Genomic DNA, 26,211 nt, shown 5'->3' on the forward strand with positions numbered 1-26,211 from the left:
GCCCGCGCGACCGCGCGCGGTCGCGGGCGGCCGAATGCGGGTCAGAGCCCGAGATAGCGCTCGACCAGGCGCGCCCACATGGCCGCGCCGATCGTCAGGCTGTCGTCGGCGAAGTCGTATTTCGGGTTGTGCAGCATCGCTGAGTTCAGCCCGTTGCCGAGCCGCAGGAAGGCGCCGGGCTTGCGCTCGAGGAAATAGGCGAAGTCCTCGCTGCCGGGGATGAGGTTGCAGGTGGCGACCTTCTCCGCCCCGACGAGCTCCTCGGCGACCGTCCGGGCAAACTCCGTCTCCGCCTCGGAATTGACGACCACCGGATAGCCGTGCAGATAGTCGATCTCGACGCTCGCGCCATGGCCTTCGGCGACCGACCGGGCGAGCGCCGTGATGCGCTCTTCCAGCACCCGCCGGATCGCGGGATCGAAGGAACGCGCGCTGATCGCCAGCTTCGCATATTCGGGAATGACGTTGACCGCCTCGCCCGCGTGGATCGTGCCGACCGTCACCACCGCCGTCTGGGTCGGATCGACGCTGCGCGAGACGACGGACTGGAGCGAGACGACGAGATTGCAGGCAATCACCACGGGATCGACGGCAAGATGCGGCCGCGATGCATGCCCACCCTTGCCACGGATGGTGATCTCCACCGTATCGGCGGCCGCCATCATCGGCCCGGACCGCATGAGCAGCGTTCCCTCGGGCGCACCTGGATGGTTGTGCAGGCCGTAGATCACGTCGAAGGGGAAACGCTCGAACAGCCCGTCGGCGATCATCCGCTGGGCGCCGCTGGGGACGCCCGCTTCCTCGGCCGGCTGGAAGATCAGCGTCACCGTGCCGTTGAAACGACGGGTTCGCGCCAGATGCTCCGCCGCGCCGAGCAGAACCGTCGTGTGCCCGTCATGACCGCAGGCATGCATCACGCCCGGCCGGGTGCTGGCATGGGCAAGACCCGTCTCCTCCATGATCGGCAGCGCGTCCATGTCGGCCCTGATGGCGATGCCGCGCGTGCCCTCGCCGACGCTCAGCCGCGCGACGACGCCGTGGCCGCCGACGCCCTTGGTCACCTCGTAACCCCATGCGGTCAGCTTGTCGGCCACATAGCGGGCCGTCGCCTCCTCCTGATGGGAGAGCTCGGGATGGGCGTGCAGGTAATGCCGGACGGCGACGAGCTCGTCCTTCTTCGCCTCGAAATCGGCGACGGTCGCAAAGGCATTGTCTTGAAGCATGGTTCGGTCCCTGGATGTTGAACAGGCGGAATGCGCCGGCCATGACGGCCGGCGCGAAAGAGACGGTGGCGACGTCTTACAGGAAGCGGGACAGGAAGGCCTGCGTGCGGGGATGCTGCGGGTTGCCCAGCACCTCGTCGGGTCTGCCCGCTTCGACGATGTGCCCGCCGTCCATGAAGACGACACGGTCCGCCGCCTCGCGGGCAAAGCCGATCTCATGGGTGACGACGATCATGGTCAGGCCCTGCCCGGCGAGGTCGCGCATCGTGTTCAGCACCTCGCCGACCAGCTCCGGATCGAGCGCCGAGGTCGGCTCGTCGAACAGCATAAGCTCCGGCCTGATCGCCAGCGCCCGGGCGATCGCCACGCGCTGCTGCTGGCCGCCGGAAAGCTGACGCGGATAGCTGTTCAGCTTGTCGGACAGTCCGACGCGAGCCAGCAACTGCTTGGCGTTGTCGACCGCCGAGGCGCGGCTTTCCCCATGCACGCCCACCGGCGCCTCGATGATGTTCTGCAGCACCGTCATGTGCGGATAGAGATTGAACTGCTGGAACACCATGCCGATCTTGCGGCGCTGCAGGGCGATCGCGTTGGCCGACAGCTTGACGAGGTGGCCGTTTTTCAGCCGATAGCCCATCTGCTCGCCGCCGACCATGATCGAGCCGGCGTCGATGGCCTCGAGATGATTGATGCAGCGCAGAAAGGTCGACTTTCCCGACCCCGACGGGCCGAGAATGACCACCACCTCGCCCGGCATGACGTCAAGATCGATGCCCTTCAGGACCTCGAGGCGCTCGAAGGCCTTGTGGACGTTGCGCGCCCTGACGAGGGGTTCGGTTCCGGTCGCGGCGGTCAATGGCTTGCCTCCCCTGCGACGGCGGCAGCGGCCGGCTTGGCGCCCTGCGCGGCACCGCCGGTGCGGCGCTCGCCACGGCTGTAGTAGCGCTCGATGTAGCCCTGACCGACGTTCAGGATCGAGGTGATCAGGAGATACCAGATGACGGCCACCAGCAGCATCGGGATGATCTCGAAGGTGCGGTTGTAGATCGACTGGACGGAATAGAGGAGATCCGCCATGGCGATCACGCTGACGAGCGACGTGGCCTTGATCATGCTGATGAGCTGGTTGCCGGTCGGCGGCACGATCGAGCGCATGGCCTGCGGGATGATGATGCGCCACAGGGCGCGCATCCGCGTCATGCCGAAGGCTTCTGCCGTCTCGGCCTGGCCCCGGTCGACGGACAGAAGGCCACCGCGGATGATCTCGGCCATATAGGCCGCCTCGTTGAGCGCCAGGCCGGCGATTGCCGCGGTCATGGGCGTGATGACGGAGTTGGTGTCCCAGCTGGCCAGCGTCGGGCCGAAGGGAATGGCGATCGACAACGTCGGGAACAGTGTCGACATGTTGTACCAGAAGATCAGCTGGACGAGCAGCGGCGTGCCGCGGAAGAACCAGACGAACCAGGCCGACAGGGTGCTCGCCAGCGGGTCGCTCGACATGCGCGCGACGGCGAGGACGAGGCCGAGCGCGATGCCCAGGGCCATGGCGATCACCGTCAGCCCGAGGCTGACATACAGCCCCTGCACCACCGTCGGATCGAAAAAATACTGCCCGACCACCGGCCAGCCGAAATTCTCGTTGTTGGCGACGATCCAGGCGAAGTTCACGACGACCGCGCCCACGACGATCCAGAGGATGAGCTGGCCGTAGCGGAACGGTGTGTGGGCGCTGGCGACGTCCCGTGCGGCCGCATCGCCGGAGGGCGATGCGGCAATGGCGTGTTCGTTGCTCATTTGGGAAGCGACCCACCGAGATTGATCCCGGGCTCCTTGATCATGTTGTTCTCAAGACCCCACTTCTTCATGATGGCGGCATAGGTTCCGTTGTCCATCAGGATCTGGATGCCGTCCTTGAGGGTTTCGGCAAGCGGCGAGCCCTTCGGCACGACTGCCCCCTGGAACAGGCTGTCGAAGCCGTTGCTCTGGCCGACGCCGGACAGTTCGAGCTGGCCGTTGGCCTGGCTCACGAAATAGGTGAGCGGAGCCTGCGAGGAGAAGAAGGCGTCGGCCCGCCGCGAACGCACCGAAAGGATGGAACTCGGCTGATCGGTGTAGGACTGGACCTCGATGGCCGCCTTGCCGTCTGCCTGGCACTTGTCGTTCTGTGCCTTGATCACCCGTTCGGCCGAACCGCCGGCCATGACTGCGATGCGGTTGCCGCAGGCCGTGTCGAGCGAGGCGATGCCTTTCGGATTGCCCTTGTGCACGGCGAAGACGACGTATTCCTGCACCCAGTCGACGAAATCATTGGCCTCCTCGCGGCTCTTGAAGTCGCCCACCGGGCCGAAGGCGAACTGGTAACGGCCCGAATTGACACCGGCCAGCAGCGCCGGCAGGCCGCCGACGGTCTCATGCTCGATCTCGACGCCCAGCACCTGCCCGAGAGCGTCCGTCAGATCGGCGCTGGCACCGCTCATTTCGGTGCCGGTGACGATCTCGTAGGGCGGGAAGGAACCGTTGTTGACGGATATCATCTTGCCGGCGGTGCGGATGGCCTCCGGCAACCGGGCATGCAGCGCCTCATCCTTCTCGAGGGCCGGAAGCGACGCCTCCTCGGCCTTGGCCACGCTGCCGAGGGCGAGGACGGCGAGAGCCGTTGAAGCGATCATCCTGAAGTTCATGGCATTCCCCTTTTTTGGTCTTGCTGTGGTCTGGATCGGCCCGCAGGCCGGCGAGGTGCGGGGCGGTCAGCCCCAGGGTCAGGACCCTAGGCATGCCGCGGAAAGAGTTCCGCCGGCGAAAGACGCCGCGAAACGATCTTCTGCTCATGCAGTTCCTCGGCGAAATCGGCGATCATCTTGCGGTTCCTTGCAAAGCCGTTTTCGTTCCAGCCCGCCGGGAGGTCGGCCGCGCAGCGGCGCAGCTCATCGATCATCCATGGCGTGGTGTCCGCATATTTCTCCCGCTTTTCCAGCCAGATGCGCTGCGCTTCATCGATCATCCGGCTGAGTTCGTCCATGACCCATGGATGCGCGTCGGCGATCTGCGGCTTGATGCCGATCAGATGCATGCCCGGCACGTAGCCGACGGCGTTGAAATAGGCGACTTCCGCAGTGCGGAAGTCCTCGAGAACCTGGCGAAACGGCGAATCGGCGTCGAAGAACCCTTTCGGCATGAAGGGCGTGAACACCGCATCGAGCCCGCCTTCGACAAGAAGCTCGACCATCGGCCGCTCGCCGGGGCAGGCTTCGATGCGGCCCGGCCGGCCAAAACCGTCAAGCCTGTCGACGATCGGATGCGCTTCGGTCAGACGGCCGGCATACCACACGGCGTCCTCGACGCCGACGCCCTCGCGCCTCAGCGCCGCGCGCGTCCAGGTGTTGCCGGAATCGCGCCAGCCGGTAACGCCGATCTTCCTGCCTCGGAGATCGGCAAGCGAGCGGACCGGACTGTCCTTGCGCGTGATGATGCAGCGATGGCGAAACCCGCGCATGATGAAGTTCGGGATGCCGGCGATGCCGTCATTGCCGTCGTGACGGAGCTGCGCGTAGCGGCTGAACGACATCTCGGCCGCGTCATAGGTCTCGTTCTGCGCAAAATTCGACACCAGCGTGCCCACCCGGTCCACGACCACTTCGAGGGTCGGGGACGCCACCTCTCCCAGCACGAGCGGCGTCATATAGTCCCAATCGCGCAGCGCGAGACGGAGGGTAAGCTTCATTTTCAGGCAGGCCTCACAAATTCTCTGGAAACCGGACGTTAAATGTTCAAATTATCAAGGACAAATGTTATTATGTTATTGAACATTTAAAGGGCGATGGGATGAGCGACGACATCACCGCAGAATGGTTCGCCCGCAATATCGGCGACACGTCGATCCGGGGCATCGCCATCGAGACCAGCGCCCTGATCCGTTCGGGATCGCTTCCGGTGGGAACGCGGCTGCCCTCCATCCGCGACATTGCCTTCGAAATGGGCGTGAGCCCGGCCACCATTTCCGAAGCCTGGAGCGAATTGCGCCGCCAGAAGATCCTCAACGGCCGCGGCCGCAACGGCACATGGGTCACCGGCGATCGCTTCATCGCCAAGCCGGAACGGCTGGCAAGCGCCGGCAATTACGGCAAGGACGTCCTCGACCTGACCCTGGCCGCGCCGGACGTCACCCTGCTCCCGAGGCTCGACCGGGCCTTCGCCCACGGGGTCTCGGCGGAAGGCCTCAACAGCTACACGAGGAGCCGCATCGTTCCCGAGCTGGAAGCGGCCGTCAGGCGGACCTGGCCTTACGAGGCGGATGCCTTTCTGGCGACCAACGGCGGCTACAACGCCGTCTACGCCATTCTGCACGCGCTCGTCATGCCGGGTTCGACGGTGGCGATCGAGCATCCGACGGCGATGCGCCTGCTCGATATTCTGGAAGACCGCGGCGTCAACATCGTGCCTGTGCGGTGCGACCGCGAGGGGCCGTTGCCTGCATCGCTCGCCGAGGCGATGCGGCTTCGCCCCGCCGCCTTTCTCCTGCAGCCGCGTCTTCATTCGGTGACCGGCCGGACGGTATCGGCCGAGCGGCTGACGGCGCTGGGCGATCTGCTCGCCGGCAGCGACACGCTGATCATCGAGGATGACGGTGTGGGCGACGTCTCCGCCGCCCCGGCACAGAGCCTCGGCGGCCGCTTCCCGGACCGCACGATCCACGTCCATTCCTATTCCAAGACGCTCGGTCCCGACCTTCGCCTCGCCGTGCTGTCGAGCACCGGGACGATCGTCGACCAGATCCAGTCCTATCGCAGCTTCAGCGCCGGATGGACGAGCCGCATCCTGCAGGCGGCCACGGCCTGGCTGCTCGACGATGCGTCGACGCGGCAGAGTGTGGCGCAGGCGAGGACCGTCTATCAAAGGCGGCGCGACCGTCTGGCCGCGGCGCTGGCCGAACGCGGCCTCGACATCGGCCCGGGCGGAGGGCTTTGCGCGTGGGTGCCGGTCGCCTCCGAGCCCTTCGCCATGGTCACGCTGGCGGCGCGCAACATCGCCGTCAATCCCGGAGCCAAGTTCTCGATCCGGCCCGATCCGCACATCCGCGTTGCCACCGCCACCCTCGACGGATCCTATGACCAGGTCGCCGACGCGATCATGCTGGCCAGCGCCAAGGCATAGGATCCCACAAAAAGAGGCCGGCTCGCGCCGGCCAGTTTCTCAGGGGAGGACGTTCCGGAAGGTCAGATCGTTTCCGGAATGGGCAGCTTGCTGTTCATCAGCACGACATGCAGGGCGCCGCCGAGCACCGCACCGATCACCCAGCCATAGCCGGACAGCTCCGACAGGGCCGGGACCCAGACGGTGGCCACCGAGAAGATGGCGGCAAGGGCGAAGGCCAGGATGGCCCTGTGGTTCCAGCCGTTGCCGTAGAAATACGGCCCCGCCGGGTCGGACGAGAACAGATCGTCGACCGCGACCCGTTTGCGCCGGACGATGTAGTAATCGGCGACCAGGATGCCGTAGAGCGGCGCGAGGAAGGCTCCGAGCGTGTCGACGAAGGCGGCGATGCCGATGTTGGAGATCACCGGCATCCACAGCGCGCCGATGAAGAAGGCGACGACCGCCGTGATGATGCCGCCCGTCCGTGCCGAGATCTTCTCCGGGTTGAGGTTGGCGATGTCGTAGGCGGGGGGAATGAAGTTGGCGACGAGATTGATGCCGACGGTCGCCGCAAAGAAGGTGACGGCGGCGATCAGCGTCAGAAGCACATTGTCGACCCGGTCGACGATATCGGCGGGATTGACGAGCTTTTCGCCGAACAGCACCACCGTACCGGCCGTGACGAAGAGCGCGATCAGGGAGAAGAAGGCCATGGAGACAGGAAGTCCCCAGAAATTGCCGACCTTCATCGCCCGCTCGGTTTTGACGAAACGCGAGAAGTCGCCGAAGTTGATCACCACGGCGGCGAAATAGGCGATCATCGTTCCGACGATGGCGAAGAAGGCGGCCACCGGACCGCGCGGGTCGGATGCCTCGCTGCCCTCGAAGATGGTGCCTAGCGCTCCGAAGATCCCGTTGCCGGCCTTCCACCAGATCATCAGGCAAAGGGCGATCATGACGACATAGACCAGCGGGCCGGCCCAGTTCAGAAACTTGCCGACCCAGTCGATGCCGCGCATGAACAGCGCCACCTGGAACACGCAGACGATCAGGTAGGACAGCCAGCCGATCGCCGTCATGCCGAGGAATGCTCCGCCGCCCTTGATGCCGAGGACGGTGTTGAGCAGCAGGGCGACCGCGGTCGAGGCGAAGTAGGTCTGCACGCCATACCAGAAGATGGCGACGATGCCGCGAACGAGGGCCGGAAAGCGCGCGCCGAAGACCCCCATGCTGGCCCGCGCCATGACCGGATAGGGGATGCCGTGCTCAACCGACGGCTTGCCGGTCAGATTGACCAGAAACATGACGAAGAAGCCGGCGATGACGATCGCCGCGAACACCGCCCATCCGTTCAGGCCGTAGGTGATGAAAAGCGAGGCGGCCAGAGAATAGCCGAACAGGCTCTGGATATCGTTGTTCCAAACGTTGAATATCTCGAACGCGCCCCATTTGCGCTTTTCCGCCGGCAGCGGAGCAAGATCATCATTGTAAAGCGCGCCGTCATGGCCGCTCGTATCCGGTGAGATGGGCATATCGTTCTCCCATTGCTTTCAGTTTCACGATCATTCCCGCAGGCGGTTCCCCAGACCGATGAATGCGCGTCGGTGACTGGCATTCCCCTGATATTTTTTCTAAAATGTTACACAGCATTTTTCATTGGCAATACGTGTGAAGATGGTGAATCACCTTTCGGGAAAACGCGAAAATGGCAACCGCCGCCGAAACACCACGGAGGCGCGGAAATCCTCCCCGGACCTGCTCGCGCAGGGCGCTTACGACGCGCTGATCGACAGGCTGCGCGACGGCACGCTGTCGAGCGGCGCCTTTCACACCGTCCCGGGCCTCGTCGACCTGCTGGCCTTTCCGCTGGCGGCCGTGCGCGATGCCGTCAAGCGCGCCGAGGCCTGCGGGCTCCTGAGCGTCATCCCCAAGCGCGGCGTCGTGATCATGGATGCGGGGCCGGAGACGACGCGGGCCTGCCTCAACCTGCGCGCCATGTTCGACGTGGACGGCGCGAGGCGGCTGATCGCCAGCGGCGCCGAGATGCCGCTCGCCGCGCTGCGCGCGGCGCATGAGGAGATGCTGCACGACGCCCGGCGCGAGATGACGCCCGACCTGCCGCGCCAGGCGATCCGGACCGACCTGTCGCTGCACGACGCCCTGTCCGCCGGCCTCGACACCTGGCTCGAAAAGCGCCTCTACGAGGAAAACCGCAACCGCATCGCCATCATCCAGAACACCCGGGCGTTCCTGCCGAACCGCATCGCCTCGGCCATGGAAGAGCACCTGGCGATCATCGCCGCGCTCGAGGCGCGCGATGCCGACGGCGCCCGCGACGCCATCCGCTTCCACCTCAAGAACACGCTCCAGTGGTGGGGCGTGCCGGCCTGAAGCGCAGTTCAGCGCGCCATCCAGCCGCCGTCGACCGAGAGGATCGCGCCGTTGACATAAGCAGCGGCGGGCGAGGCCAGGAACACGGCGGCCCCCGCGATGTCGTTGGGCCGGCCCCAGCGCCCGGCGGGGATCCGCTCGAGGATCTGCCGCGAGCGCTCCGCATCGGCGCGCAGGGCAGCGGTGTTGTCGGTGGCGATGTAGCCCGGCGCGATCGCATTGGCACAGACATTGCGGCTGGCCAGTTCGTTGGCGAGCGCCTTGGTGAGGCCGGCCACGGCATGCTTGGCCGCCGCATAGCCGGGAACGCGGATGCCGCCCTGGAAGGAGAGCACGGAGGCAATGGCGATCAGGCGGCCATCGCCGCGCTCGCCCATGCGCCTGCCCGCCGCCTGCGAGAGGAACCAGACGGCATCGAGATTGGTTGCCATCACCGCCCGCCAATCGGCCTCTCCGTGCACCGGCAGGTCGGCGCGCCGGATGATGCCGGCATTGTTGACGAGGATGTCCACCGGGCCGAAACGGGCTTCGAGATCGCCCATCAGCGCTTCGGCGCCAGCGGCGTCGATCCTGCCGAGATCCACCGGCACCTCGCTCGCCGTTCGGCCCGCCGCCTTGATCGCCGCCGCCGTCTCGTCGCCGGGATGGCTGTGCGTCGTGAAGGCGACATCGGCCCCGGCCTGCGCGAAGGCGACGGCGATCGCCTGGCCGATGCCCGAGGCGCCCCCGGTCACCAGCGCCCGCTTACCGGCGAGGGAAAAGGCGTTTTTGGCATCAAACGGTTCGATCATTCCGGTTTCCTCCCGCGACATGGCCCGCCCTTCTAGGGTCAGGACCTATTAAAATGGCCGCAATGGTCGGCCTGATTTGTGCGGATACGCGGAGCAGGACCGCAGGAAGACTTCACGTCTTTCAAGGTCTTGCGACAAAGTAGCCCGTGCAAATCAGGCCGATCCGAAGGACGCTCGATAGACCGGCGATCTGCCGCGTCAAAGCCCTTGACCGGGGAAAGACCCCGCTCCGCGGGCTTTTCCTTGCATCTCTTGGTCTATCGAACGCCATTGTGGTCATTTTAATAGGTCCTGACCCTAGTTTCCCGCGAGCCTGATGCCGTCGCCGTCGAAGGCGTGCAGCAGGTCGCGCTTGTAGGACAATGCGACGGCATCGCCCTTGGCGATCTCCGGCTGACCCGGCAGCACCGCCAGGACCCGCGCCCCGCCGCCGGTCACCCCGTGCACCACCGTCTCGGCGCCCAGCGCCTCGACCAGTGTCACGGTGACCGGAAACTGCGGCTCACCCTCCTGCGCCAGATGCAGGTGCTGCGGGCGGATGCCGAGCGTGAGCGCGCCACTGGCAGCGGCCGCCACGCCGGGATCGGCCTTCACCGGCGCGCTCTGCCCGTCCAGAAAGGAGACCGACAGCCCGTCGGGCAGCGCCGCATCCACGGTGCCCGGGAAGAAGTTCATGTTGGGCGCTCCGATGAAGCCGGCGACGAAGAGATTTGCCGGCTTGTTGAAGAGGTTGAGCGGCGTGTCCACCTGCTCGATGCGGCCGGCGCGCAGCACGACGATGCGGTCGGCGAGTGTCATCGCCTCCACCTGATCGTGCGTGACATAGATCATCGTGGTCTTCAGCCGCGCGTGGAGGGCGGCGAGTTCGGCGCGCATGGTCACGCGCAGCTCGGCATCGAGATTGGACAGCGGCTCGTCGAGCAGGAAGGCGGTCGGATTGCGCACGATGGCGCGGCCGATGGCGACGCGCTGGCGCTGCCCGCCGGAAAGCTGGCCCGGCCGGCGGTCGAGATAGGGCCCGATCTCGAGCATGCGGGCCGCTTCGGCGATGCGCGCCTCGATCTCCTTGCGCGGCATGTGCGAATTCTCGAGCCCGAACGCCATGTTGCCGCGCACGCTCATGTGCGGATAGAGCGCATAGGACTGGAACACCATGGCCAGCCCGCGATCGGCCGCCGGCACGCGGTTGACCACGGCGCCGTCGATGCGGATCTCGCCGGCCGTCGGCTTGTCGAGCCCGGCGATCAGCCGCAGCAAAGTCGACTTGCCACAGCCCGACGGGCCGACGAAGACGACCAGCTCGCCATCGTCGATCTTCAGGTCGATGTCGCCGAGAACGTCGACCGAACCGTAGGCCTTGGCGATGCCGTCGAGTGTGATGCGACCCAAGGCGCCCTCCTATTTCAATCCGCTGCCGGCGATGCCGGTGGTGATGAAGCGCTGCAGAAAGACGAAGACGAGCACCACCGGCAGCATGGTGACCACGGTCATCGCCAGAATGTAATGCCATTGCACGTTGAGCTCGCCGGCATAGGTGTTGAGGCCCACCTGCAGCGTGTAGAGCTCCTTGCGCGACAGGACGATGAGCGGCCAGAGAAAATCGTTCCAGCGCCAGACCACGGAGAAGATGGCGAGCACGGCGAGCGCCGGCGCCGTCAGCGGCAGGACGATGCGCCAGTAGATCTGCCATTCGGAAGCGCGATCCATGCGCGCGGCATCGATCAGCTCGTCGGGAATGGTGAGCATGTACTGGCGCAGCAGGAAAACGCCGGTGGGCGTGGCGACGGTCGGCAGGATCACCCCCCAAAGCGAGTTGAAGAGGCCCATGGCGCTGATGATCGAATAGAGCGGCACCAGGATCACGGACAACGGCACCATCAGGGTCGCCAGGATCAAAAGCATGACGAAGGAGCGGCCCCGGAACTGGTATTTCGACAAGGCGAAGGCCGCCATGGAATTGGTGACCAGGGTGATCAGCGTCGCCATCAGCGTGACGAAGAGCGAGTTGCGCAGGTAGAGGAAGAAATCGAAATGCAGGAAGGGCTCGGTGTAGTTTTCGGTCGCGAAGCTGATCTCGCGCACCGGGGTGCGGTCGGCGATGTTGACCTTGACGATCTCGCCCGGCGCCTTGGGGTCGACCATCTGCGCGACGATGCCGATGCGCCGCACCTGCGCCAGGATGCGCGTCTCGCCGTCCTCGCCCGCGACGCGGTAGAGCGGCAGGGGCTTCTCATACCCCTCGACGGTCGCCTCCGCCGTCACATATGGCAGGATCGAAGGCGGGAACTCGGCCAGCGCGGCCGGCGACTTGAAGGACGAGCCCGCCAGCCACACGGCCGGCCCGAACATCAGGACGACGCCGCCGATCAGCCACATCCAGGTGAAGACATCCGTCCAGTGCCAGCCCTTGCCGCCGCGGCGGCGCAGCAGGAACGCAGCGACCCTCGTCATTTGCCGCCTCCCGCATTCTGGCTGCGCCGGCTCGCCGCAAGCTGCAACAGGGTGAGGACGACGAGAACGGCACCCATGAGGATGGACGCGGCGGCGGCGAGCCCCGGATTGCGGATGAGCTGCGCGAAGCCGATCTCGTAGATATACTGCGTGAGGAACATGGTGCTCGTGCCCGGCCCGCCGCCCGTCAGCACATAGACCTCGTCGAAGATCTGCACGGCACGGATCAGCGCCAGCACCACGACGACGATGAGATTGGGCATCAAGAGCGGCAGGGTGATGCGCCAGAAGACGCGGGCCGGCCGCGTGCCGTCCATCTCGGCCGCCTCGTAGAGGTCCTTCGGGATCGCCTGCAGGCCGGCAAGAAGGATCAGCGCGTAGAAGCCCATATGCGCCCAGACGGAGACCATGATGGCGGCGGCAAAGGCCCAGAAGCGGTCCGTAAGCCACAGCACCGGCTCCATGCCGACCTGGTGCAGGAGATAGTTGAGCAGACCCTGACGCTGCAGGATCCAGCGCCAGATGAGGCCGACGACCACGGGGGACAGGAGCACGGGAAAGAAGAAGACCGCGCGCCAGAAGCCGCGGCCGCGAAGCTCACGGTTGAGGATCAGGGCCGTGATCATGGCAAAGACCGTCATCAGCGCCACCTGGAACAGGACGAACACGGCCGTATTGCCGGCGGCATTCCAGAACAGGTCTTCGGTGCAGCTCTGCTTATCGAGGTAATTCCCGCAGGTCAGGAGCCGCTCATACTGCTCGGTGCCAACATAGGTGCGCTGTTCGAGGAACAGGGCGCTGCCGCCGGTCATCGAGTAGGCGAAGTTGATGACCAGCGGGAAGAGCACGAAGATGCCGAAGATCGCCATGTTCGGCGCCAGGAAGAAGGCGGCCATGCCGTTGAGGCCCGTGGCCTTCTGCAACCCGCGCAGCGGCGGGTCGATGAGGGCGGCGAGCCAGGCGACCGGCGCTGCAAGCGCAGTGCCGGCCTTCTTCAGGATGGGCTGTGCGGCCATGGCGATGCGTGAGGTCAGCGCGAGGCTTCCGCCACCGCGTCGGCGACGTCGCGGTCGATGCTGGCATAGGCTTCATCGAGCGACATCTCGCCGGCGATGACCTGGCTGATGCGCGTGACCAGCGCGTTGTAATAGGCCGTGGCCCATTTCCATGCCGGCAGGGCGGCGGCATTCGGCGCCACGGCGCCGCTCGCCTTGACGAAGACGTTGAGCGCCTCCTTGACGTTCGGGTCCTCGCTCTGGAAGTCCAGCCCCCCGGCGATGACGCCCTTGTGCGCCGGCAGGAACAGCGTGCGTTCGGAGAACTCCTTGACGATGTCCTGGCGCGCCAGGAAGTCCATCACCTTGCCCACCTCCTCCGGGTTCTTGGTGTATTTGATGCCGACCAGCGCCGCGCCGCCCGGCAGGCCGCTGCAGGAATCGGCGCCGCAGGGGCTGCCGGTCGCCACCCAGTCGAAGGCGTCGCCGATCTTGGTCGACAGGTTGGCCACCTGCCAGCTTCCCGAATAGTAGAACGCCATCTGGGCATTGATGAAATCGTCGGCGGCCGCCCGGTAGGTGGATCCGGCGGCGCTCACCCACACCTCCTTGGAGTGGCTGCCGTCGGCATTCCACTTGACGAAGCGCTCGATGAAGGCCTTGGCGCCGTCGTCGAGCGGCGCCGGGGCGCCGTCCTTTGCGATGTAGTTCGCGCCGTAGGAGATGGCGGGACCGGAGATGCGGTGGCCGGAGCGGTCGATGGCGAAGGCCATGGGCAGTTGCTGGCTCTCGGCCACCTTGGCTGCCGCCGCCACCCAGTCGTCCCACGTCGCCTTCTCGCCGGGAAGCTCCACACCTGCCTGCTCGAACAGCGTCTTGTTGGCGAAACCGCCGGTCAGGGTGAGCTGCGTCATGAAGCCGGTGATGGCATCGGAGCCGTCGGGCCGCATCCAGTCGGCCTCGGCGCCGAAATTCTCGCGCCAGTAATCGGCGTTCTCGAGATGGGGCGTCAGGTCCAGCCAGTGATCGGCGAGCGCCTTGAGGTTGGTGACGCGGGCGATGTCCGGCCCCTGCCCTGCCTCGAGCTGGATCGGAAGCTGTTCCTGGATGACGCTGTAGGCGACATTGTCGAGGATGACGTTGATGTCCGGATTCTCCTCCATGAAGCGGTTCAGGAGATCCTGGATCACCTCGCCTTCGACGCCGTCGGAATACCACATGACGCGGACGTCTCCGGCCAGAGCCTGTGCCGAGGCGGTCAATCCGACCGTCAAAGCCAGCAGTGCCGATTTCACTCGTCTCATTGCCTTCTCCTCCTCTGTCGTTTCGCAAGCGCCGGCTCAGCCGGCTCCGATACGCGCACCCTCCTGCAACGGCCCGGCGGCCATTTCCGCGCGAATTCCTGCAACTGTCCAGTCTTCGGGCGCAAGAACGCGCCCCTCCGCCACAACCCTGCCCGATGCCTCGAACCGCACCTCCCCGTAGTCCGGATCCTCGACCGTCAGCGTCCCATCTTCCTCTGTGAGGATGGCAAGGCCTGCAAAGCGCCGTTCGAAAGCCTCCAGATCGCCGTGCCGGCGCGCGTCGCCGAGGCGGACGATCCAGTGGCCCTGCAACCCTTCAAGCCTGAGCTCGCTGCCGGCGGTGGGGCCTGTCTCCACCGGCAGGAGCGGCCCGCTCGCCTTCAGCAGCAAGCGGCCGCCATCGGCGGCGACCGCCGCCCGGTCTTGCGAAAGCCTGACGGCGTCGAAGACGGCTCGCGGCAGCCAGGCGTGGGAAAAGGCCGGCTGGCCCTCCTTGCCCTCGAAGACGACGATGGCCAGGTCGCGATATTGCTGCACGCGCGGGATGGTGGCGCTGCCGCCCCAGTAGGACGGTCTGCCGAAGCCCGAATGGATGACCTCGCCCGGCTGGTTGATCCAGAGCTGCGCGTCGGGGCTGTTTCCGATGCGGGCATGCAGAAGCGTCTCCTGATAGCCCCATTCATGCCAGCGATAGGCCGCGACCGATCCCATCGCGTGGTCGGCGGTCTTGTAGTGATAGAGCCGGGCAAAACGGTTTTCGCCCTGCGCGAAGACCCATTCCTGGGCGGTGTCGCCGGCAAGGCCGGCACGCCCCGCCAGCCCCTCCGGCACGGCCAGCCCATGATCGCGCAGGCAAAGCGCCAGTTGCGGCAGGGCGTGGAAGCGGGCACCGTAGTGCCCCTTGCCCCAGAACAGCCGGGCAATCGCCGAGAGCTCCAGCGAGCGGCCGGCGCGCAGCGTGTGCTCGTAGCTGCGCCCCTGCGCCGCCGTCAGCACGCCGTGATGCGCCGAGTTGGCGATCACCTCCATCATCCGGACGATCGCCCTTCCCGCACGCGCCGCAATATCGGCATCCGGGGAAAGGGCGTAAAGCGCCGTCAACCCCTTGAAATCGATCGGGAAATAGGGCGCCGAATTGAACTCCGCCATCTCCCAGGCCTCGAAATGATCGAGCCATTCACGCACGCGCTGACGCCCGACGGCCGATTGCTCGGCGCCGGACCGCCCGGAACGGCGGAACGTCGCGTGCGGCAGGAGATCGCCGGAAAGATAGGCGGCGGTGTGGAACAGCAGTGCGTGGTTTTCCGAGAAATACCACTGCACGTCGTTGCCCGGCTCGTCGAACCAGTAGCGGTAGCCGGTGACGGCGGCATCGATGCGCTGGACGAGCGTCGGCGGCAAAAGATCGCCGTAGCGCGCCCGGCACCACAGCAGCGGCACCAGGTGAAAATCCGCGCAATCGTGGCAATCCTCGATGACCGGCAGCGACTTTTCGATCATCGCCTGGGTTTCGCTGCCGCCATCCCCCAGGGCCAGGCGGGCGAGCGCGCGCACCGTGTCGGGTTCGGCGAACCCTGCGACCTCGCGCAGCGCCTCTTCGATGCGGGCCTCCGCCTCCACGGGCGGCGGGCCCTGCCGCTCTGCATGGCAGATCTCGACGCCGAAGGTGCGCGACGCGGAAAAGCCGCCGGCGGACAGGGTCACGGTGAAATGGCGGAAATCGCCCGGCAAATCCTCGACCCGCGCGACGGCGAGACGCTCCGCACCGGCGACCAGCCGGCGCTCCAGCGCAAGCGCCTCGCGCGACATGAAATCGCCTTCCACGCTGATCGCAGCATCAAGCCCGAAGGGCGCCGGCGCCGGCAGCCGCAACGCCACCTCGCCGCGCGTGTAGGCGACGGCCTCGAAATGCATGTGCGCAAGCGTGTCCTCGACGGCTTCGGCCAGCGCTTCCTCGCAGGCGACGGGCAGAGCCGTCTCGGCGGGCGGACCGTCGAGGTAATCGAGTTCGATATAGTAGCGGGCATCGCGCTCGGCGAGATCGTCGAAACAGACGAGGATCTCGTTGGCGCCGTGCTGCAGCACCGCGTCGAAATCCTCCTCCTTCTCCAGATTGCGCGTGTAAGGCGCCAGGAAGCCCGCCTCCTGCCCATTGACGAAAAGGACCGCGCCGCCACAGGTGCGCAACCTCAGCCTCGCCGCCCCCTCCCGCTCCGCCACGATGACGGCCCGCGCCCAGGTGGCAAGCCGCGTGGGGCGGAACCAGAAGCCGGAAAGGTCAAGCCGCGGCGAACCGAACGGGAGCCAGTTGCGGCAAGGCTCGAAGGTGCCGGCGGCCGCCGGACGCCTCCCGCGGTGATCGGCCGCAAAGCGCGTGCGGCAGGGATATTCGTGCGGGATGAAGTTCTTCTCCTTGGTCAGGAAGAAGAAGGGATCCATCGCCCCGGCCATCGTCTGGTCGGGCAGATCGTAGCGGCTCTCGGCCATCTCGCCCACCTGCCAATAGGCGACCGGCATCCCCGGCTCCAGTGGGCGGCGCAGAAAGCGGGTTTCGGAGAGGCGCGCCGCGTCCGCCATCACAAGATGTCCGCGATCGCCACGGGATCGACATCCGTATAGGCCTGGTTCTCGCCGGTCATGCCCCAGACGAACGCATAAGGCCCCGTGCCCGCCCCCATGTGGATCGACCAGGCAGGCGACAGCACGACATCGCCATTGGCGACGTTCAGATGACGGGTCTCGTCGGGCCGGCCCATGACGTGGAACACCCGGTCCTCCTGCGCCAGATCGAAATAGCAATAGGCTTCCATGCGCCGCTCGTGAAGATGCGGCGGCATGGTGTTCCAGATGCTGCCCGGTGCGAGATCGGTGATGCCCATCAGGAGCAGGCAGGACGGCGCGACCTCGGGATGGATATACATGGCAAGCCGCCGCTGATTGGCGCGCCGTGCCTCTCCCATTTCCACGACCTTGGCTTCCGCCCGCCTGATGAGGCGATGCGGATGATCCGCCCCTGCCGGCACCGAGTTCATGTAGAACCGCGCCGGCTGTCCGGCATCGTCGCTCGCAAGACGCACGCTCTTGGCGCCACGCCCGACATAGAGGATGTCGCGGTTCTGCAGACGGAACGCGGTGCCGTCCACCTCCACCGTCCCCGACCCGCCCAGATTGGCGATCCCCATCTCGCGCGCGGTGAAGAAAAGCGGCGTGCCGACATCGGCACCGTCGCCGAAGGACAGGGCCTCTTCCGTCGGCACGGCGCCGCCCAGAATCATGCGGTCGACATGCGTATAGGCAAATTCGATTCGCCCCGGAACGAACAGCTTTTCGACCAGGAACTCGGCCCGCAGCCGCGCCGTGTCGAAGCCGGGAATGTCGTTGGGCGATGCGCCGTAGATCACGCGCATGGTCATGCTGCCACCTCTCCAGTGTCCAGATGGTCAAGGCCTTCCGTGAGGCACAGGATCGCCAGCGCCTGGCCGTAGCCGGTCGGCTGGATCGGAATGTCGCGATAAAATTGCAAATCCCCGCCCATGCGGGTGCCGTAGGAAACCTTGAAGACGGTGCCCGTCTCGTCGATGTTGGCAAGGACTGCGTCGAGCGCCCGCAACCCGGCCTCGCGGCACCCCTGCGGCCCGAGTCCGAGCCGCGCCGCCTTCATCAGGCCGTAGCCGATGCCGGCCGTCGCCGAGATCTCCTCATAGGAGCCCGGGTCATCCAGCAGCGTGTGCCAGGCGCCCGACGGGGCCTGCAGTTGAAGGAGGGCGGAGATCTGCGTTTCCAGCACGCCAAGGAGGAAGGAGCGCACGGGAGCGGCGATCTCCGCCAAGTCGATGAGATCGAGAATGCCCAGCACCGCCCAGGCATTGCCCCGGCCCCACAGGGCACGGGCGAAATTGTGCCGCCCCTTGAAGGTCCAGCCATGAAACCAGAGGCCGGAGTGGGGATCGGCCAGATAGCGGACATGGACGAGGAACTGCCGGCATGCTTCCTCGATCAGTTCGGGACGACCTCTCGCCTGGCCGTGGGCGGCGAGGAAAAGCCCCGCCATGACCAGCGTGTCGTCCCACAGCTCGTTGTCGTTGATCTTGTCGGAAACGATATGCGGCAGGCCGCCTTCGGCCGTGCGCGGCATGGCGATCAGCCGCTCGGCCCAATCGTCGAGCGCTTCCACCCACCGCGGATCGCGCGTGTTGCGCCACAGCAACGAGAGGGCGAGCATCGGCGCGCTCGTGTTGATGTTGAGCGGCGGCAGGCCTTCCGCAAGGCGCTTCTGATACCAATCCTCGATCAATCGGAGCAGCGCCTCGTCGCCCGTGCGCTGCCAGAGGCGGACCAGGCCGTAAAGGCCGATGCCCTGCGGCCATTCCCATGCTTCGAAGCTGATATAGTCGCCGGCCGTGCCATCGAGATTGGGCTCGTCGAAACGGCCGTCATGCCGGAGCCGTGTCATCCCGGATACGAGCTGGTCGAGACTTCGACGCAAGGTGCGCCCATCGACGGGCATGTCCATCCTCCCAAACGGTCAGGCGCCTTCCCCCAAGGCAGCCGGTAAGCCTGCCTTCGGTTTTGCCATCGCTTAACAACTTGCGCAACATGAAAATTTTTTGCAATCTGCCGATACAGACGGGGGAACCATCGGCATGAGTGAAACGGGCAAGAGAGGAAAACGCAGCCGCAAGGTGCGGCTCGAGGACATCGCCGAGCGATGCGGCGTGTCGCTCAGCACGGCATCACGCGCGCTGGCCGGCGAGAAGGGCGTGCGGCCGGAGCTGCGCGCGCGCGTCATGGACATCGCCAGGGCGCTCAACTACGCCGTGCCCGCCTCCGCGACCGGCCGCAAGGTGGTGCTGGCGGCCAGCAGCGCGGCCATGGTCGACTATGTGCGCAATCAGTTCACATTGCATGTCCTCGACGGGCTCAACGCCCGCGCTCGGGCGCTGGGCGTGGAGATCGTCACGCAGCCGGTCGCCGACCCCGCCCAGGACATCAATGTTCTGGAGGCGGCGCTCTCCGAAGAGGAGGTGGCCGGCTTTCTCTTTCTCACTCTCGACGACGAGGAGGTCCTGTCGCTCAGCCGCAGCTTCGGCAAGCCGGTGGTGCTGGTGAACGGCGACGACCCGCTGATGCGCCTGTCCAGCGTGACGCCCTGCAACCGCTCTGCCGCGCGCCTGGGCGCCGAACACCTGCTGCAGCTCGGACACAGACGCATCCTGTTTCTCATGCGGCGCGGCCGGCGCACCATCGAACGGCGCTTCGAGGGCTGGCGGGACGCCCTGGCCGCCCATGGCATCACCGACGTCGAGGATCTCGTCGTCGAGGTCGAGGACTGGCTTCCCGACCTCGCCGCCGAGGCGATCGGCGCACGCATCGCACGGCGCGGGCTCGACTTCACCGCCGTGCTGGCGGCGGGCGACAGCCTGGCCGTGGGCGCCATGCTCGGGCTGGCACGAAGCGGCCATCAGGTTCCCGGCGACGTCTCGGTCGTCGGCATGGACGACCTGCCGCAGGCCGCCTTTCACAACCCGCCGCTTACCACCATCCATATCCCCATGCGCGAAATCGGCTCGGCGGCGCTCGATCTGCTGCTCGACGGCGTCGACGGCCTTGCCGTGCCGCCCCGGCGCATCGAGCTCGCCTGCCAGATCATCGAGCGCCAGTCCACCGCTGCGAACACCAGGGACGCTCGATAAGGAAGCGGCGCTTCAAGTCTCCTTGAAACGCCGCTCGGATTGATGCCCGTCAGTTTGCGGGCGACCGGGATAGCCCCGGTCGAAGAGGTTCAGGCCACCAGATCGAAACGGTCGGCGTCCATCACCTTGGTCCATGCCGCCACGAAATCCCTGGCGAACTGCTCCTTCGAATCGGCACATGCATAGACTTCCGCCAACGCCCGCAACTGCGAATGCGAGCCGAAGATCAGGTCGACGCGGGTGCCGGTCCACTTGACCTCGTCCGTCCGGCGGTCGCGGCCTTCGAACACGTCCTCGGCGCCGGCGGCCGGCTGCCACTTGGTGCCCATGTCGAGCAGGTTGACGAAGAAGTCGTTGGTCAGCGTGCCGGGCCGCTCGGTAAACACGCCGTGCTTCGACCCCTCGGCGTTCGCGCCAAGGACGCGCAAGCCACCGACCAGCACCGTCATTTCGGGCGCCGTCAGCGTCAGGAGCTGGGCCTTGTCGACCAACTGCTCCTCCGGCGAGAGGCGATGCGGGCCGCGCCGATAGTTGCGGAAGCCGTCGGCAAACGGCTCGAGCGGCGCGAACGACTCGACGTCGGTCTGCTCCTGCGAGGCATCCATCCGGCCCGGCGTGAAGGGAACCTCGACCGGGGTGCCGCCGTCGCTTGCCGCCTTCTCGATCGCCGCGCAACCGCCGAGGACGATCAGATCTGCGAGCGAGACCTTCTTGCCGCCGGACTGGGCGGCGTCGAACTCGCCCTTGATCGCCGCGAGCATCTCCAGGACCCGCGCCAGCTCCGCCGGCTGGTTGACCTCCCAGTCCTTCTGCGGCGCAAGGCGGATGCGCGCACCGTTGGCGCCGCCGCGCTTGTCGGAGCCGCGGAAGGTGGAGGCGGACGCCCAGGCCGTCGCCACCAGTTGAGACACCGACAGACCGGACGCAAGGATCTTGGCCTTCAGGGCGGCGATGTCCTGACCGTCGATCAGGTCGTGATCGACCGCCGGGATCGGATCCTGCCAAGGCAGGATCTCCTTGGGGACCAGCGGTCCGAGATAGCGCTGGATCGGCCCCATGTCGCGATGGGTCAGCTTGTACCAGGCCCGGGCGAACGCATCGGCGAACGCATCGGGATTTTCGTAGAAGCGCCGCGAGATCTCGCCATAGACCGGGTCGAAACGCAGGGCGAGGTCGGTCGTCAGCATGGACGGCGCATGATGCTTTGCCGGATCGTGCGCGTCCGGAACCATGCCTGCGCCGGCCCCGCCCTTGGGCGTCCACTGGTGCGCGCCGGCCGGGCTCTTGGTCAGTTCCCATTCGTAGCCGAACAGGTTGGCGAAGAAATTGTTGCTCCACTGGGTCGGCGTCGTCGTCCAGGTCACTTCCAGGCCGCTGCCAATGGAATCCCCGCCCTTGCCGGTGCCGAACTTGCTGGTCCAGCCGAGGCCCTGCTCCTCGATGCCGGCGGCCTCCGGCTCGGGACCGACGAGAGCGGCATCCCCCGCACCATGGGTCTTGCCGAAGGTGTGTCCGCCGGCGATCAGCGCGACGGTCTCCTCGTCGTTCATCGCCATGCGCGCGAAGGTCTCGCGGATGTCGCGCGCCGCGGCGAGCGGATCGGGATTGCCGTTCGGACCTTCCGGATTGACGTAGATCAGGCCCATTTGCACGGCGGCCAGCGGGTTCTCCAGATCGCGATCGCCGCTGTAGCGCTCATCGGCCAGCCAGGTGCCTTCCGGCCCCCAGTAGATATCCTGCTCCGGCTCCCACACGTCCTCGCGGCCGCCGGCGAAGCCGAACGTCTTGAAGCCCATGGATTCAAGGGCCACGTTGCCGGTGAGGATCATGAGATCGGCCCAGGAGATCTTGCGGCCGTATTTCTGCTTGATCGGCCACAAAAGCCGGCGCGCCTTGTCGAGGTTCACGTTGTCCGGCCAGCTGTTCAGCGGCGCAAAACGCTGCTGGCCGGCGCCGGCGCCGCCGCGGCCGTCGCCGATGCGATAGGTGCCGGCGCTGTGCCACGCCATGCGAATGAACAGGGGGCCGTAATGGCCGAAATCGGCCGGCCACCAGTCCTGCGAATCCGTCATCAGCGCATGGAGATCCTTGATCACCGCATCCAGATCGAGGCTCTTGAACGCCTTTGCGTAATCGAACGCCTCGCCCATCGGATCAGACAGGCTGGAGTGCTGGTGGAGAACCTGAACATCGAGCTGGTTGGGCCACCAGTCACGATTCACCCTGCCCCTGGCCACCGAGTGGACCACCGGGCATTTGCCCGTGCTTTCGTCGGTCCTTGTGTCCATTTTTCTCTCCCATCCTGGCTGTGTCGGTTGAACTGTTTCGTGGCAGGCCGCGAATCCCTGTAAGGGGGGCGCCACATCGTTTGGTCGTCAGATTTCTATACCGGACTTGTTCCATTAGTTTAAATTGGATTTCCTGATTATCATGATAAGATCGCCTTATGATAAACTTGACCCTGAAACAGCTCCGCTATTTCGAGGCACTGGCACGGCACGGCCATTTCGGCCGCGCGGCCGATGCCTGCGCCATTTCGCAGCCCGCCTTGTCGATGCAGATCAAGGAGATGGAGGAAGCGCTCGGCACGGAACTCTTCGAACGGGGCGCACGCCAGGTCCGGCTGACGAACTTCGGAGAAGAGGTCGCCCCGCGCGTCCGCGACATCCTGCGCTCGGTCGATGAGCTGAGCGATCTTGCCCGGGCCTCGCAGGACCAGTTGGTGGGGCGGATGCGGATCGGCGTGATTCCGACCGTCGCCCCCTATCTCCTACCGCGGATCATCAGCAATCTCACCGGCATGCATGACGGCCTCGACATCCAGGTGCGCGAGACGCTGACACCGAAGCTCATTCAGGAGCTTGCGGACGGCCGGCTCGACACGGCCATCGTCGCGCTGCCGGTGTCCGAACCGTCGCTGGCGGAGGTCCCGCTCTTCACGGAGAATTTCGTCCTCGTCCGGCCTGGCCACGACGAGGGGAAGCCGATCCCCAATCGCGAGGCGCTGCGCGAGATGAAGCTGCTGCTGCTCGAGGAAGGGCATTGCTTTCGCGACCAGGCCCTGTCGTTCTGCGACCTGCACGCGACACGGCCGCGGGAGCTTCTGGACGGCAGTTCCCTGTCGACGCTGGTCCAGATGGTCAGCGCCGGCATCGGCGTCACCCTGATCCCGGAGATGGCCGTACCGGTGGAAACGCGCTTCGCCTCGGTCTCCCTCGCCCGTTTCGAAACGCCCCAGCCGTCGCGGACGATCGGCATGGTCTGGCGCAAGACGAGCCCCCTGGCGAAGCAGTTGCTGCAGATTTCCGAGATCGTCCGCCGTGCCGCCGCGATTCCCGGCGAGCAGCACGACCCGCGCCCGGCTTGACGGCGGCGGCAGCGCTGCCGCTCATTCCCCGTCATCAGGGGCCTGTGCCCCGCTGATGAGGTCGCGGGCCGCCTCCCCGGCACCGAACCGATCGAGCGCTCAGTCCTGATGGATGGGCTCCACCGCGAAAAGGCCGCCTTGATAGACGGCTTCCGGCGCATCCCTGGCCGGAAGCGGGGTGTTGGCATGAACCTCGTCCCGATAGACCGCCGCATTGTCCTTCGGACGCCAGCCGAGATAATCGACATGGCTGTTGTCCCACCAGCGCTCGTCGTTGTCGGACACGCCGTAGATGATCGGGCAGCCGAGCCGGGGAACCGCGAAGACGCACTCCACCAATGAGACGAAATCGTCATGGCTCATCCAGGTGGCGAGCATGCGGCGGTTCACCGGCTTCGGGAAGCACGAGCCGATGCGCACGATGGCCGTCTCGATGCCGAAACGGTGGTGATACATCTGCGCCAGCCCCTCGGCGAAATGCTTTGAAACGCCGTAAAGCGTATCGGGCTTCGGCTGCGCCTTGTCGTCGAGGCGCTGGTCCTGCGTGTATAGGCCGATCACATGGTTGGAGCTGGCCAGGAAGATGCGGCTGCAGCCCTTTTTGCGGGCCGCCTCGTAGAGATGGAAGACACCGTGAATATTGGCATTGGCGATGACGGAGAACTTGTCCTCCACCGACCGCCCGCCGAGATGCACGATGCCGTCGCATCCTTCGACGAGGCGCTCCACCGCCTGCGCATCGCCGAGATCGCACCGGATGCATTCTTCCTTGTCCGCCGCCGGCTCGAGATCCACGATGTCCGTGAGCCTCACCGTCTCGGCAAGATGGGTCAGCCGCTTGCGGGCGACCTTGCCCAGTCCGCCGCCGGCACCCGTGATCAGAAGTCGTTTCAGCATCGGTCCTCTCATTCGAACAAGCTCGGCAAGGTCATGGAAATGGCCGGCACGTAGGTCGTCAACATCAGCGCCACCAGGATGGCGAGGTAGAAGGGCCAGATCGTCTTCACCGCATCCTGGATCTTGACCCCGCCGATGACGCAGCCCACGAAGAGGCAGGCTCCCACCGGCGGCGTGCACAGGCCGAGCCCGAGATTCATCATCATGATGATGCCGAACTGCACCGGATCGACACCGATCGACGCGGCCACCGGCAGAAAGATCGGCGTGCAGATCAGGATGAGCGCCGCCATGTCCATGATCATGCCCAGCACGAGCAGGATCAGGTTGAGCATCAAAAGGATGACCAGCGGATTGTCGGAAACGAAGGTGAGCGCCCCGGCAAGCAGCTCCGGCACGCGATAAAGCGCCAGCAGATAGGCGAAGGCCGAGGCGCAGCCGACGAGGATCATCACCAGCGAGGTGGTGATCACCGAGCGCAGCACAGCGACCTTGAAGTTCTCCCAGGTCAGTTCGCGATAGACCAGCGTCGTGACGGCGATGGCATAGATGGCACCGAAGGCGCCCGACTCGGTGACCGTCATGATGCCGGAGAGGACCCCGCCGACGATGATGACCGCCGTGAAGAGCCCCGGCAGCGCCACCACGAAGCTCGATGCCAGCACGCCCCATCCGGGGAACGGCTCGCCGCCATAGCCGCGCTTCAGCGCCACCAGCCAGGCCGCCAAGCCCAGGCAAAGACACATCAGAATGCCCGGCACGACGCCGGCGATGAACAGCTTGGACACGGACACGCCGCCCGCCGCCACGGCGAACAGGATCATGTTGTGGCTCGGCGGGATGACGATGCCCGCGATGGAGGAGGTCACCGTCACGTTCACGTTGTAGTCGGGATCGTAGCCCTTCTCCTTCATAACGGGCATGAGAATGGAGCCGAGGGCGGAGGTGTCGGCCACGGCCGAACCGGATATGCCGCCGAAGAGCATCGAGGCGGCGACGTTGACGATGCCCAACCCGCCGCGCAGCGCTCCCACCGCGGCGGCCGCGAGGCGGACGAGCCGCGCCGCGATACCGCCCTGCATCATCAGTTCGCCGGCGAAGATGAAGAAGGGGATCGCCAGCAGCGAGAAGACCGATATGCCCGACAGGATGCGCTGGAACGCCACGAAGAGCGGAAAGCCCTCGTAGAGGAAGCCCGCAACGGAGGCCACGCCAAGGGCAAAAGCCACCGGCACTCCCGCAATCATCAGGCCGAAGAAGAGGCCGAAGAGTATCGCCAGACCCATTGGCGCTAACCTTTTGTTGGAGGGTTATCCCTGCCGGCGACACACGCGGCCGGCAGGATCATGCGGCAAGGAAAGAGAACCACAGCGGAGCGGACGAGCCCGGCCATTCCGCTCTAGCGTCCGAAGGCGCGCAGGCGTCGATAAAGGCCCACCGAGACGAAGAGGATCATGAGCACGCCGCAGATGACGAGCGGTGCGGCCCGCCAGCTTTCCGAAAGGCCCAGAAGCGGGATCTTGCGGCGCAGGTTCGTCGTCACCAGGTGCCAGCCCTGCCATGTCATGAACACGGCGAAGACGATCAGCGCGATATCCGAGATCACTTCCAGGATCCTGCGCGGCAGGGCCGGCATCGCCTCGCGCACGAAGTCGATGCTCAAATGCGTGTTGCGGCGGATGCCGACCGCGGCGCCGAGGAAGGTCACATACACGACGATCAGCAGCGCCGCCTGCTCGACCCAGGTGGGGGTGTTGTTGAGGATGTAGCGGCCGTAGACGAGCCAGCCGAAGATCGCGATCAGCAGGACGAGCAGCACACCGGCCACGCGCAGGCAGAGCTCAGAAAGCCCCTCGAGCAGCCATTCGGCCCTGCCGCCTTCGCCCATCGCCCGGCCGGGCGGTCCCTGTTCGTCCTGCATCGCCATCCTCCATCCGCCACCGGACTGCCGGCGCCTGGAGGCGCC

22 protein-coding genes are annotated in these 26,211 nt (G+C 65.9%); 4 read left to right on the forward strand and 18 right to left on the reverse strand.

Annotated elements, in window-relative coordinates; translation table 11 throughout:
* Window positions 1–41: 41 nt before the first annotated feature.
* The 5 genes from NUU27_RS18025 to NUU27_RS18045 all read right to left on the reverse strand — a co-directional run bounded on the left by NUU27_RS18025 (window position 42) and on the right by NUU27_RS18045 (window position 4,944).
* Window positions 42–1,223 (reverse strand): M20 aminoacylase family protein, encoded by a 1,182-nt coding sequence (locus NUU27_RS18025; protein ID WP_257763533.1) that lies wholly within the window; start codon window positions 1,221–1,223, stop codon window positions 42–44.
* A gap of 76 nt (window positions 1,224–1,299) precedes the next feature.
* Complete coding sequence (locus tag NUU27_RS18030; RefSeq protein WP_257763534.1) at window positions 1,300–2,079, reverse strand: amino acid ABC transporter ATP-binding protein; 780 nt, start codon at window positions 2,077–2,079, stop codon at window positions 1,300–1,302.
* On the reverse strand, window positions 2,076–3,017 hold the full coding sequence (locus NUU27_RS18035) for an amino acid ABC transporter permease (RefSeq protein ID WP_257763535.1): 942 nt from the start codon (window positions 3,015–3,017) through the stop codon (window positions 2,076–2,078). The genes NUU27_RS18030 and NUU27_RS18035 overlap by 4 nt, the downstream gene beginning before the upstream one ends.
* Entirely contained in the window at window positions 3,014–3,892 is an 879-nt protein-coding gene (locus NUU27_RS18040; RefSeq protein ID WP_374567445.1) for an ABC transporter substrate-binding protein, read from the reverse strand. Before NUU27_RS18040 ends, NUU27_RS18035 begins: the two co-directional genes overlap by 4 nt.
* A gap of 98 nt (window positions 3,893–3,990) precedes the next feature.
* On the reverse strand, window positions 3,991–4,944 hold the full coding sequence (locus tag NUU27_RS18045) for an ABC transporter substrate-binding protein (protein ID WP_257763537.1): 954 nt from the start codon (window positions 4,942–4,944) through the stop codon (window positions 3,991–3,993).
* A gap of 101 nt (window positions 4,945–5,045) precedes the next feature.
* Here NUU27_RS18045 and NUU27_RS18050 point away from each other — a divergent pair, with 101 nt between their 5' ends.
* Window positions 5,046–6,374 carry a PLP-dependent aminotransferase family protein gene (locus tag NUU27_RS18050; protein ID WP_257763538.1) on the forward strand — a complete coding sequence of 443 codons (1,329 nt, stop codon included), beginning with the start codon at window positions 5,046–5,048 and terminating at the stop codon, window positions 6,372–6,374.
* Window positions 6,375–6,436: 62 nt separating this feature from the next.
* On the opposite strand, the gene NUU27_RS18055 is transcribed toward NUU27_RS18050, so the two are convergent.
* Entirely contained in the window at window positions 6,437–7,888 is a 1,452-nt protein-coding gene (locus NUU27_RS18055; protein WP_257763539.1) for an NCS1 family nucleobase:cation symporter-1, read from the reverse strand.
* A gap of 142 nt (window positions 7,889–8,030) precedes the next feature.
* On the opposite strand from NUU27_RS18055, the gene NUU27_RS18060 reads away from it, so the two are divergent.
* Window positions 8,031–8,747 (forward strand): GntR family transcriptional regulator, encoded by a 717-nt coding sequence (locus NUU27_RS18060; RefSeq protein WP_257763540.1) that lies wholly within the window; start codon window positions 8,031–8,033, stop codon window positions 8,745–8,747.
* Between the two features lie 8 nt (window positions 8,748–8,755).
* Here the strand turns inward: NUU27_RS18060 and NUU27_RS18065 are convergent, their stop codons facing one another.
* The 8 genes from NUU27_RS18065 to NUU27_RS18100 all read right to left on the reverse strand — a co-directional run bounded on the left by NUU27_RS18065 (window position 8,756) and on the right by NUU27_RS18100 (window position 18,795).
* Window positions 8,756–9,538, reverse strand: coding sequence for an SDR family oxidoreductase (locus tag NUU27_RS18065; RefSeq protein WP_257763541.1), 783 nt, complete (start codon window positions 9,536–9,538; stop codon window positions 8,756–8,758).
* Between the two features lie 297 nt (window positions 9,539–9,835).
* Window positions 9,836–10,927 (reverse strand): ABC transporter ATP-binding protein, encoded by a 1,092-nt coding sequence (locus NUU27_RS18070; protein WP_257763542.1) that lies wholly within the window; start codon window positions 10,925–10,927, stop codon window positions 9,836–9,838.
* Window positions 10,928–10,936: 9 nt separating this feature from the next.
* Window positions 10,937–11,989, reverse strand: coding sequence for a carbohydrate ABC transporter permease (locus NUU27_RS18075; protein ID WP_257763543.1), 1,053 nt, complete (start codon window positions 11,987–11,989; stop codon window positions 10,937–10,939).
* The gene (locus NUU27_RS18080; RefSeq protein ID WP_257763544.1) at window positions 11,986–13,005 is read right to left on the reverse strand and encodes a carbohydrate ABC transporter permease; all 1,020 of its coding nucleotides are present in this window, start codon (window positions 13,003–13,005) and stop codon (window positions 11,986–11,988) included. Before NUU27_RS18080 ends, NUU27_RS18075 begins: the two co-directional genes overlap by 4 nt.
* A 14-nt stretch (window positions 13,006–13,019) precedes the next feature.
* Window positions 13,020–14,288: an ABC transporter substrate-binding protein gene (locus tag NUU27_RS18085; RefSeq protein WP_257763545.1), complete on the reverse strand. Its 1,269-nt coding sequence runs from the start codon at window positions 14,286–14,288 to the stop codon at window positions 13,020–13,022.
* A gap of 36 nt (window positions 14,289–14,324) precedes the next feature.
* Complete coding sequence (locus tag NUU27_RS18090) at window positions 14,325–16,865, reverse strand: hypothetical protein (RefSeq protein ID WP_374567436.1); 2,541 nt, start codon at window positions 16,863–16,865, stop codon at window positions 14,325–14,327.
* On the reverse strand, window positions 16,865–17,701 hold the full coding sequence (gene kduI / locus NUU27_RS18095; RefSeq protein ID WP_257763546.1) for a 5-dehydro-4-deoxy-D-glucuronate isomerase: 837 nt from the start codon (window positions 17,699–17,701) through the stop codon (window positions 16,865–16,867). The genes NUU27_RS18090 and kduI overlap by 1 nt, the downstream gene beginning before the upstream one ends.
* Entirely contained in the window at window positions 17,698–18,795 is a 1,098-nt protein-coding gene (locus NUU27_RS18100; protein WP_257763547.1) for a glycoside hydrolase family 105 protein, read from the reverse strand. The genes kduI and NUU27_RS18100 overlap by 4 nt, the downstream gene beginning before the upstream one ends.
* 136 nt (window positions 18,796–18,931) lie before the next feature.
* Here NUU27_RS18100 and NUU27_RS18105 point away from each other — a divergent pair, with 136 nt between their 5' ends.
* Window positions 18,932–19,981, forward strand: a complete 1,050-nt coding sequence (locus NUU27_RS18105) for a LacI family DNA-binding transcriptional regulator (protein ID WP_257763548.1) — start codon at window positions 18,932–18,934, stop codon at window positions 19,979–19,981.
* Window positions 19,982–20,070: 89 nt separating this feature from the next.
* Here the strand turns inward: NUU27_RS18105 and katG are convergent, their stop codons facing one another.
* Complete coding sequence (gene katG / locus NUU27_RS18110) at window positions 20,071–22,269, reverse strand: catalase/peroxidase HPI (RefSeq protein WP_257763549.1); 2,199 nt, start codon at window positions 22,267–22,269, stop codon at window positions 20,071–20,073.
* A gap of 158 nt (window positions 22,270–22,427) precedes the next feature.
* Here katG and NUU27_RS18115 point away from each other — a divergent pair, with 158 nt between their 5' ends.
* Window positions 22,428–23,348, forward strand: a complete 921-nt coding sequence (locus NUU27_RS18115) for a hydrogen peroxide-inducible genes activator (RefSeq protein WP_257763550.1) — start codon at window positions 22,428–22,430, stop codon at window positions 23,346–23,348.
* Between the two features lie 99 nt (window positions 23,349–23,447).
* Here NUU27_RS18115 and NUU27_RS18120 read toward each other — a convergent pair whose 3' ends face one another.
* From NUU27_RS18120 to NUU27_RS18130, 3 genes are all read right to left on the reverse strand, one after another.
* A complete protein-coding gene (locus NUU27_RS18120) occupies window positions 23,448–24,245 on the reverse strand; it encodes an NAD(P)-dependent oxidoreductase (RefSeq protein ID WP_257763551.1) in 798 nt (265 codons plus the stop codon).
* Window positions 24,246–24,253: 8 nt separating this feature from the next.
* On the reverse strand, window positions 24,254–25,531 hold the full coding sequence (locus tag NUU27_RS18125) for a TRAP transporter large permease (RefSeq protein ID WP_257763552.1): 1,278 nt from the start codon (window positions 25,529–25,531) through the stop codon (window positions 24,254–24,256).
* A 113-nt stretch (window positions 25,532–25,644) separates the two neighbouring features.
* Window positions 25,645–26,211, reverse strand: a 567-nt coding sequence (locus tag NUU27_RS18130) for a TRAP transporter small permease (RefSeq protein WP_308219983.1), incomplete at its 5' end; no start/stop codon positions are given.

Source organism: Nitratireductor sp. ZSWI3 (assembly GCF_024655565.1).
Classification (GTDB): domain Bacteria; phylum Pseudomonadota; class Alphaproteobacteria; order Rhizobiales; family Rhizobiaceae; genus Nitratireductor.

What these genes read in the sequence shown, in the direction of transcription:
- NUU27_RS18025 (WP_257763533.1), bottom strand. Translation starts at nt 1,223, where the DNA reads ATGCTTCAAGACAATGCCTTTGCGACCGTCGCCGATTTCGAGGCGAAG.
- NUU27_RS18035 (WP_257763535.1), bottom strand. Translation starts at nt 3,017, where the DNA reads ATGAGCAACGAACACGCCATTGCCGCATCGCCCTCCGGCGATGCGGCC.
- NUU27_RS18040 (WP_374567445.1), bottom strand. Translation starts at nt 3,892, where the DNA reads ATGATCGCTTCAACGGCTCTCGCCGTCCTCGCCCTCGGCAGCGTGGCC.
- NUU27_RS18045 (WP_257763537.1), bottom strand. Translation starts at nt 4,944, where the DNA reads ATGAAGCTTACCCTCCGTCTCGCGCTGCGCGATTGGGACTATATGACG.
- NUU27_RS18050 (WP_257763538.1), top strand. Translation starts at nt 5,046, where the DNA reads ATGAGCGACGACATCACCGCAGAATGGTTCGCCCGCAATATCGGCGAC.
- NUU27_RS18055 (WP_257763539.1), bottom strand. Translation starts at nt 7,888, where the DNA reads ATGCCCATCTCACCGGATACGAGCGGCCATGACGGCGCGCTTTACAAT.
- NUU27_RS18060 (WP_257763540.1), top strand. Translation starts at nt 8,031, where the DNA reads ATGGTGAATCACCTTTCGGGAAAACGCGAAAATGGCAACCGCCGCCGA.
- NUU27_RS18065 (WP_257763541.1), bottom strand. Translation starts at nt 9,538, where the DNA reads ATGATCGAACCGTTTGATGCCAAAAACGCCTTTTCCCTCGCCGGTAAG.
- NUU27_RS18075 (WP_257763543.1), bottom strand. Translation starts at nt 11,989, where the DNA reads ATGACGAGGGTCGCTGCGTTCCTGCTGCGCCGCCGCGGCGGCAAGGGC.
- NUU27_RS18080 (WP_257763544.1), bottom strand. Translation starts at nt 13,005, where the DNA reads ATGGCCGCACAGCCCATCCTGAAGAAGGCCGGCACTGCGCTTGCAGCG.
- NUU27_RS18085 (WP_257763545.1), bottom strand. Translation starts at nt 14,288, where the DNA reads ATGAGACGAGTGAAATCGGCACTGCTGGCTTTGACGGTCGGATTGACC.
- NUU27_RS18090 (WP_374567436.1), bottom strand. Translation starts at nt 16,865, where the DNA reads ATGGCGGACGCGGCGCGCCTCTCCGAAACCCGCTTTCTGCGCCGCCCA.
- kduI (WP_257763546.1), bottom strand. Translation starts at nt 17,701, where the DNA reads ATGACCATGCGCGTGATCTACGGCGCATCGCCCAACGACATTCCCGGC.
- NUU27_RS18100 (WP_257763547.1), bottom strand. Translation starts at nt 18,795, where the DNA reads ATGCCCGTCGATGGGCGCACCTTGCGTCGAAGTCTCGACCAGCTCGTA.
- NUU27_RS18105 (WP_257763548.1), top strand. Translation starts at nt 18,932, where the DNA reads ATGAGTGAAACGGGCAAGAGAGGAAAACGCAGCCGCAAGGTGCGGCTC.
- katG (WP_257763549.1), bottom strand. Translation starts at nt 22,269, where the DNA reads ATGGACACAAGGACCGACGAAAGCACGGGCAAATGCCCGGTGGTCCAC.
- NUU27_RS18115 (WP_257763550.1), top strand. Translation starts at nt 22,428, where the DNA reads ATGATAAACTTGACCCTGAAACAGCTCCGCTATTTCGAGGCACTGGCA.
- NUU27_RS18120 (WP_257763551.1), bottom strand. Translation starts at nt 24,245, where the DNA reads ATGCTGAAACGACTTCTGATCACGGGTGCCGGCGGCGGACTGGGCAAG.
- NUU27_RS18125 (WP_257763552.1), bottom strand. Translation starts at nt 25,531, where the DNA reads ATGGGTCTGGCGATACTCTTCGGCCTCTTCTTCGGCCTGATGATTGCG.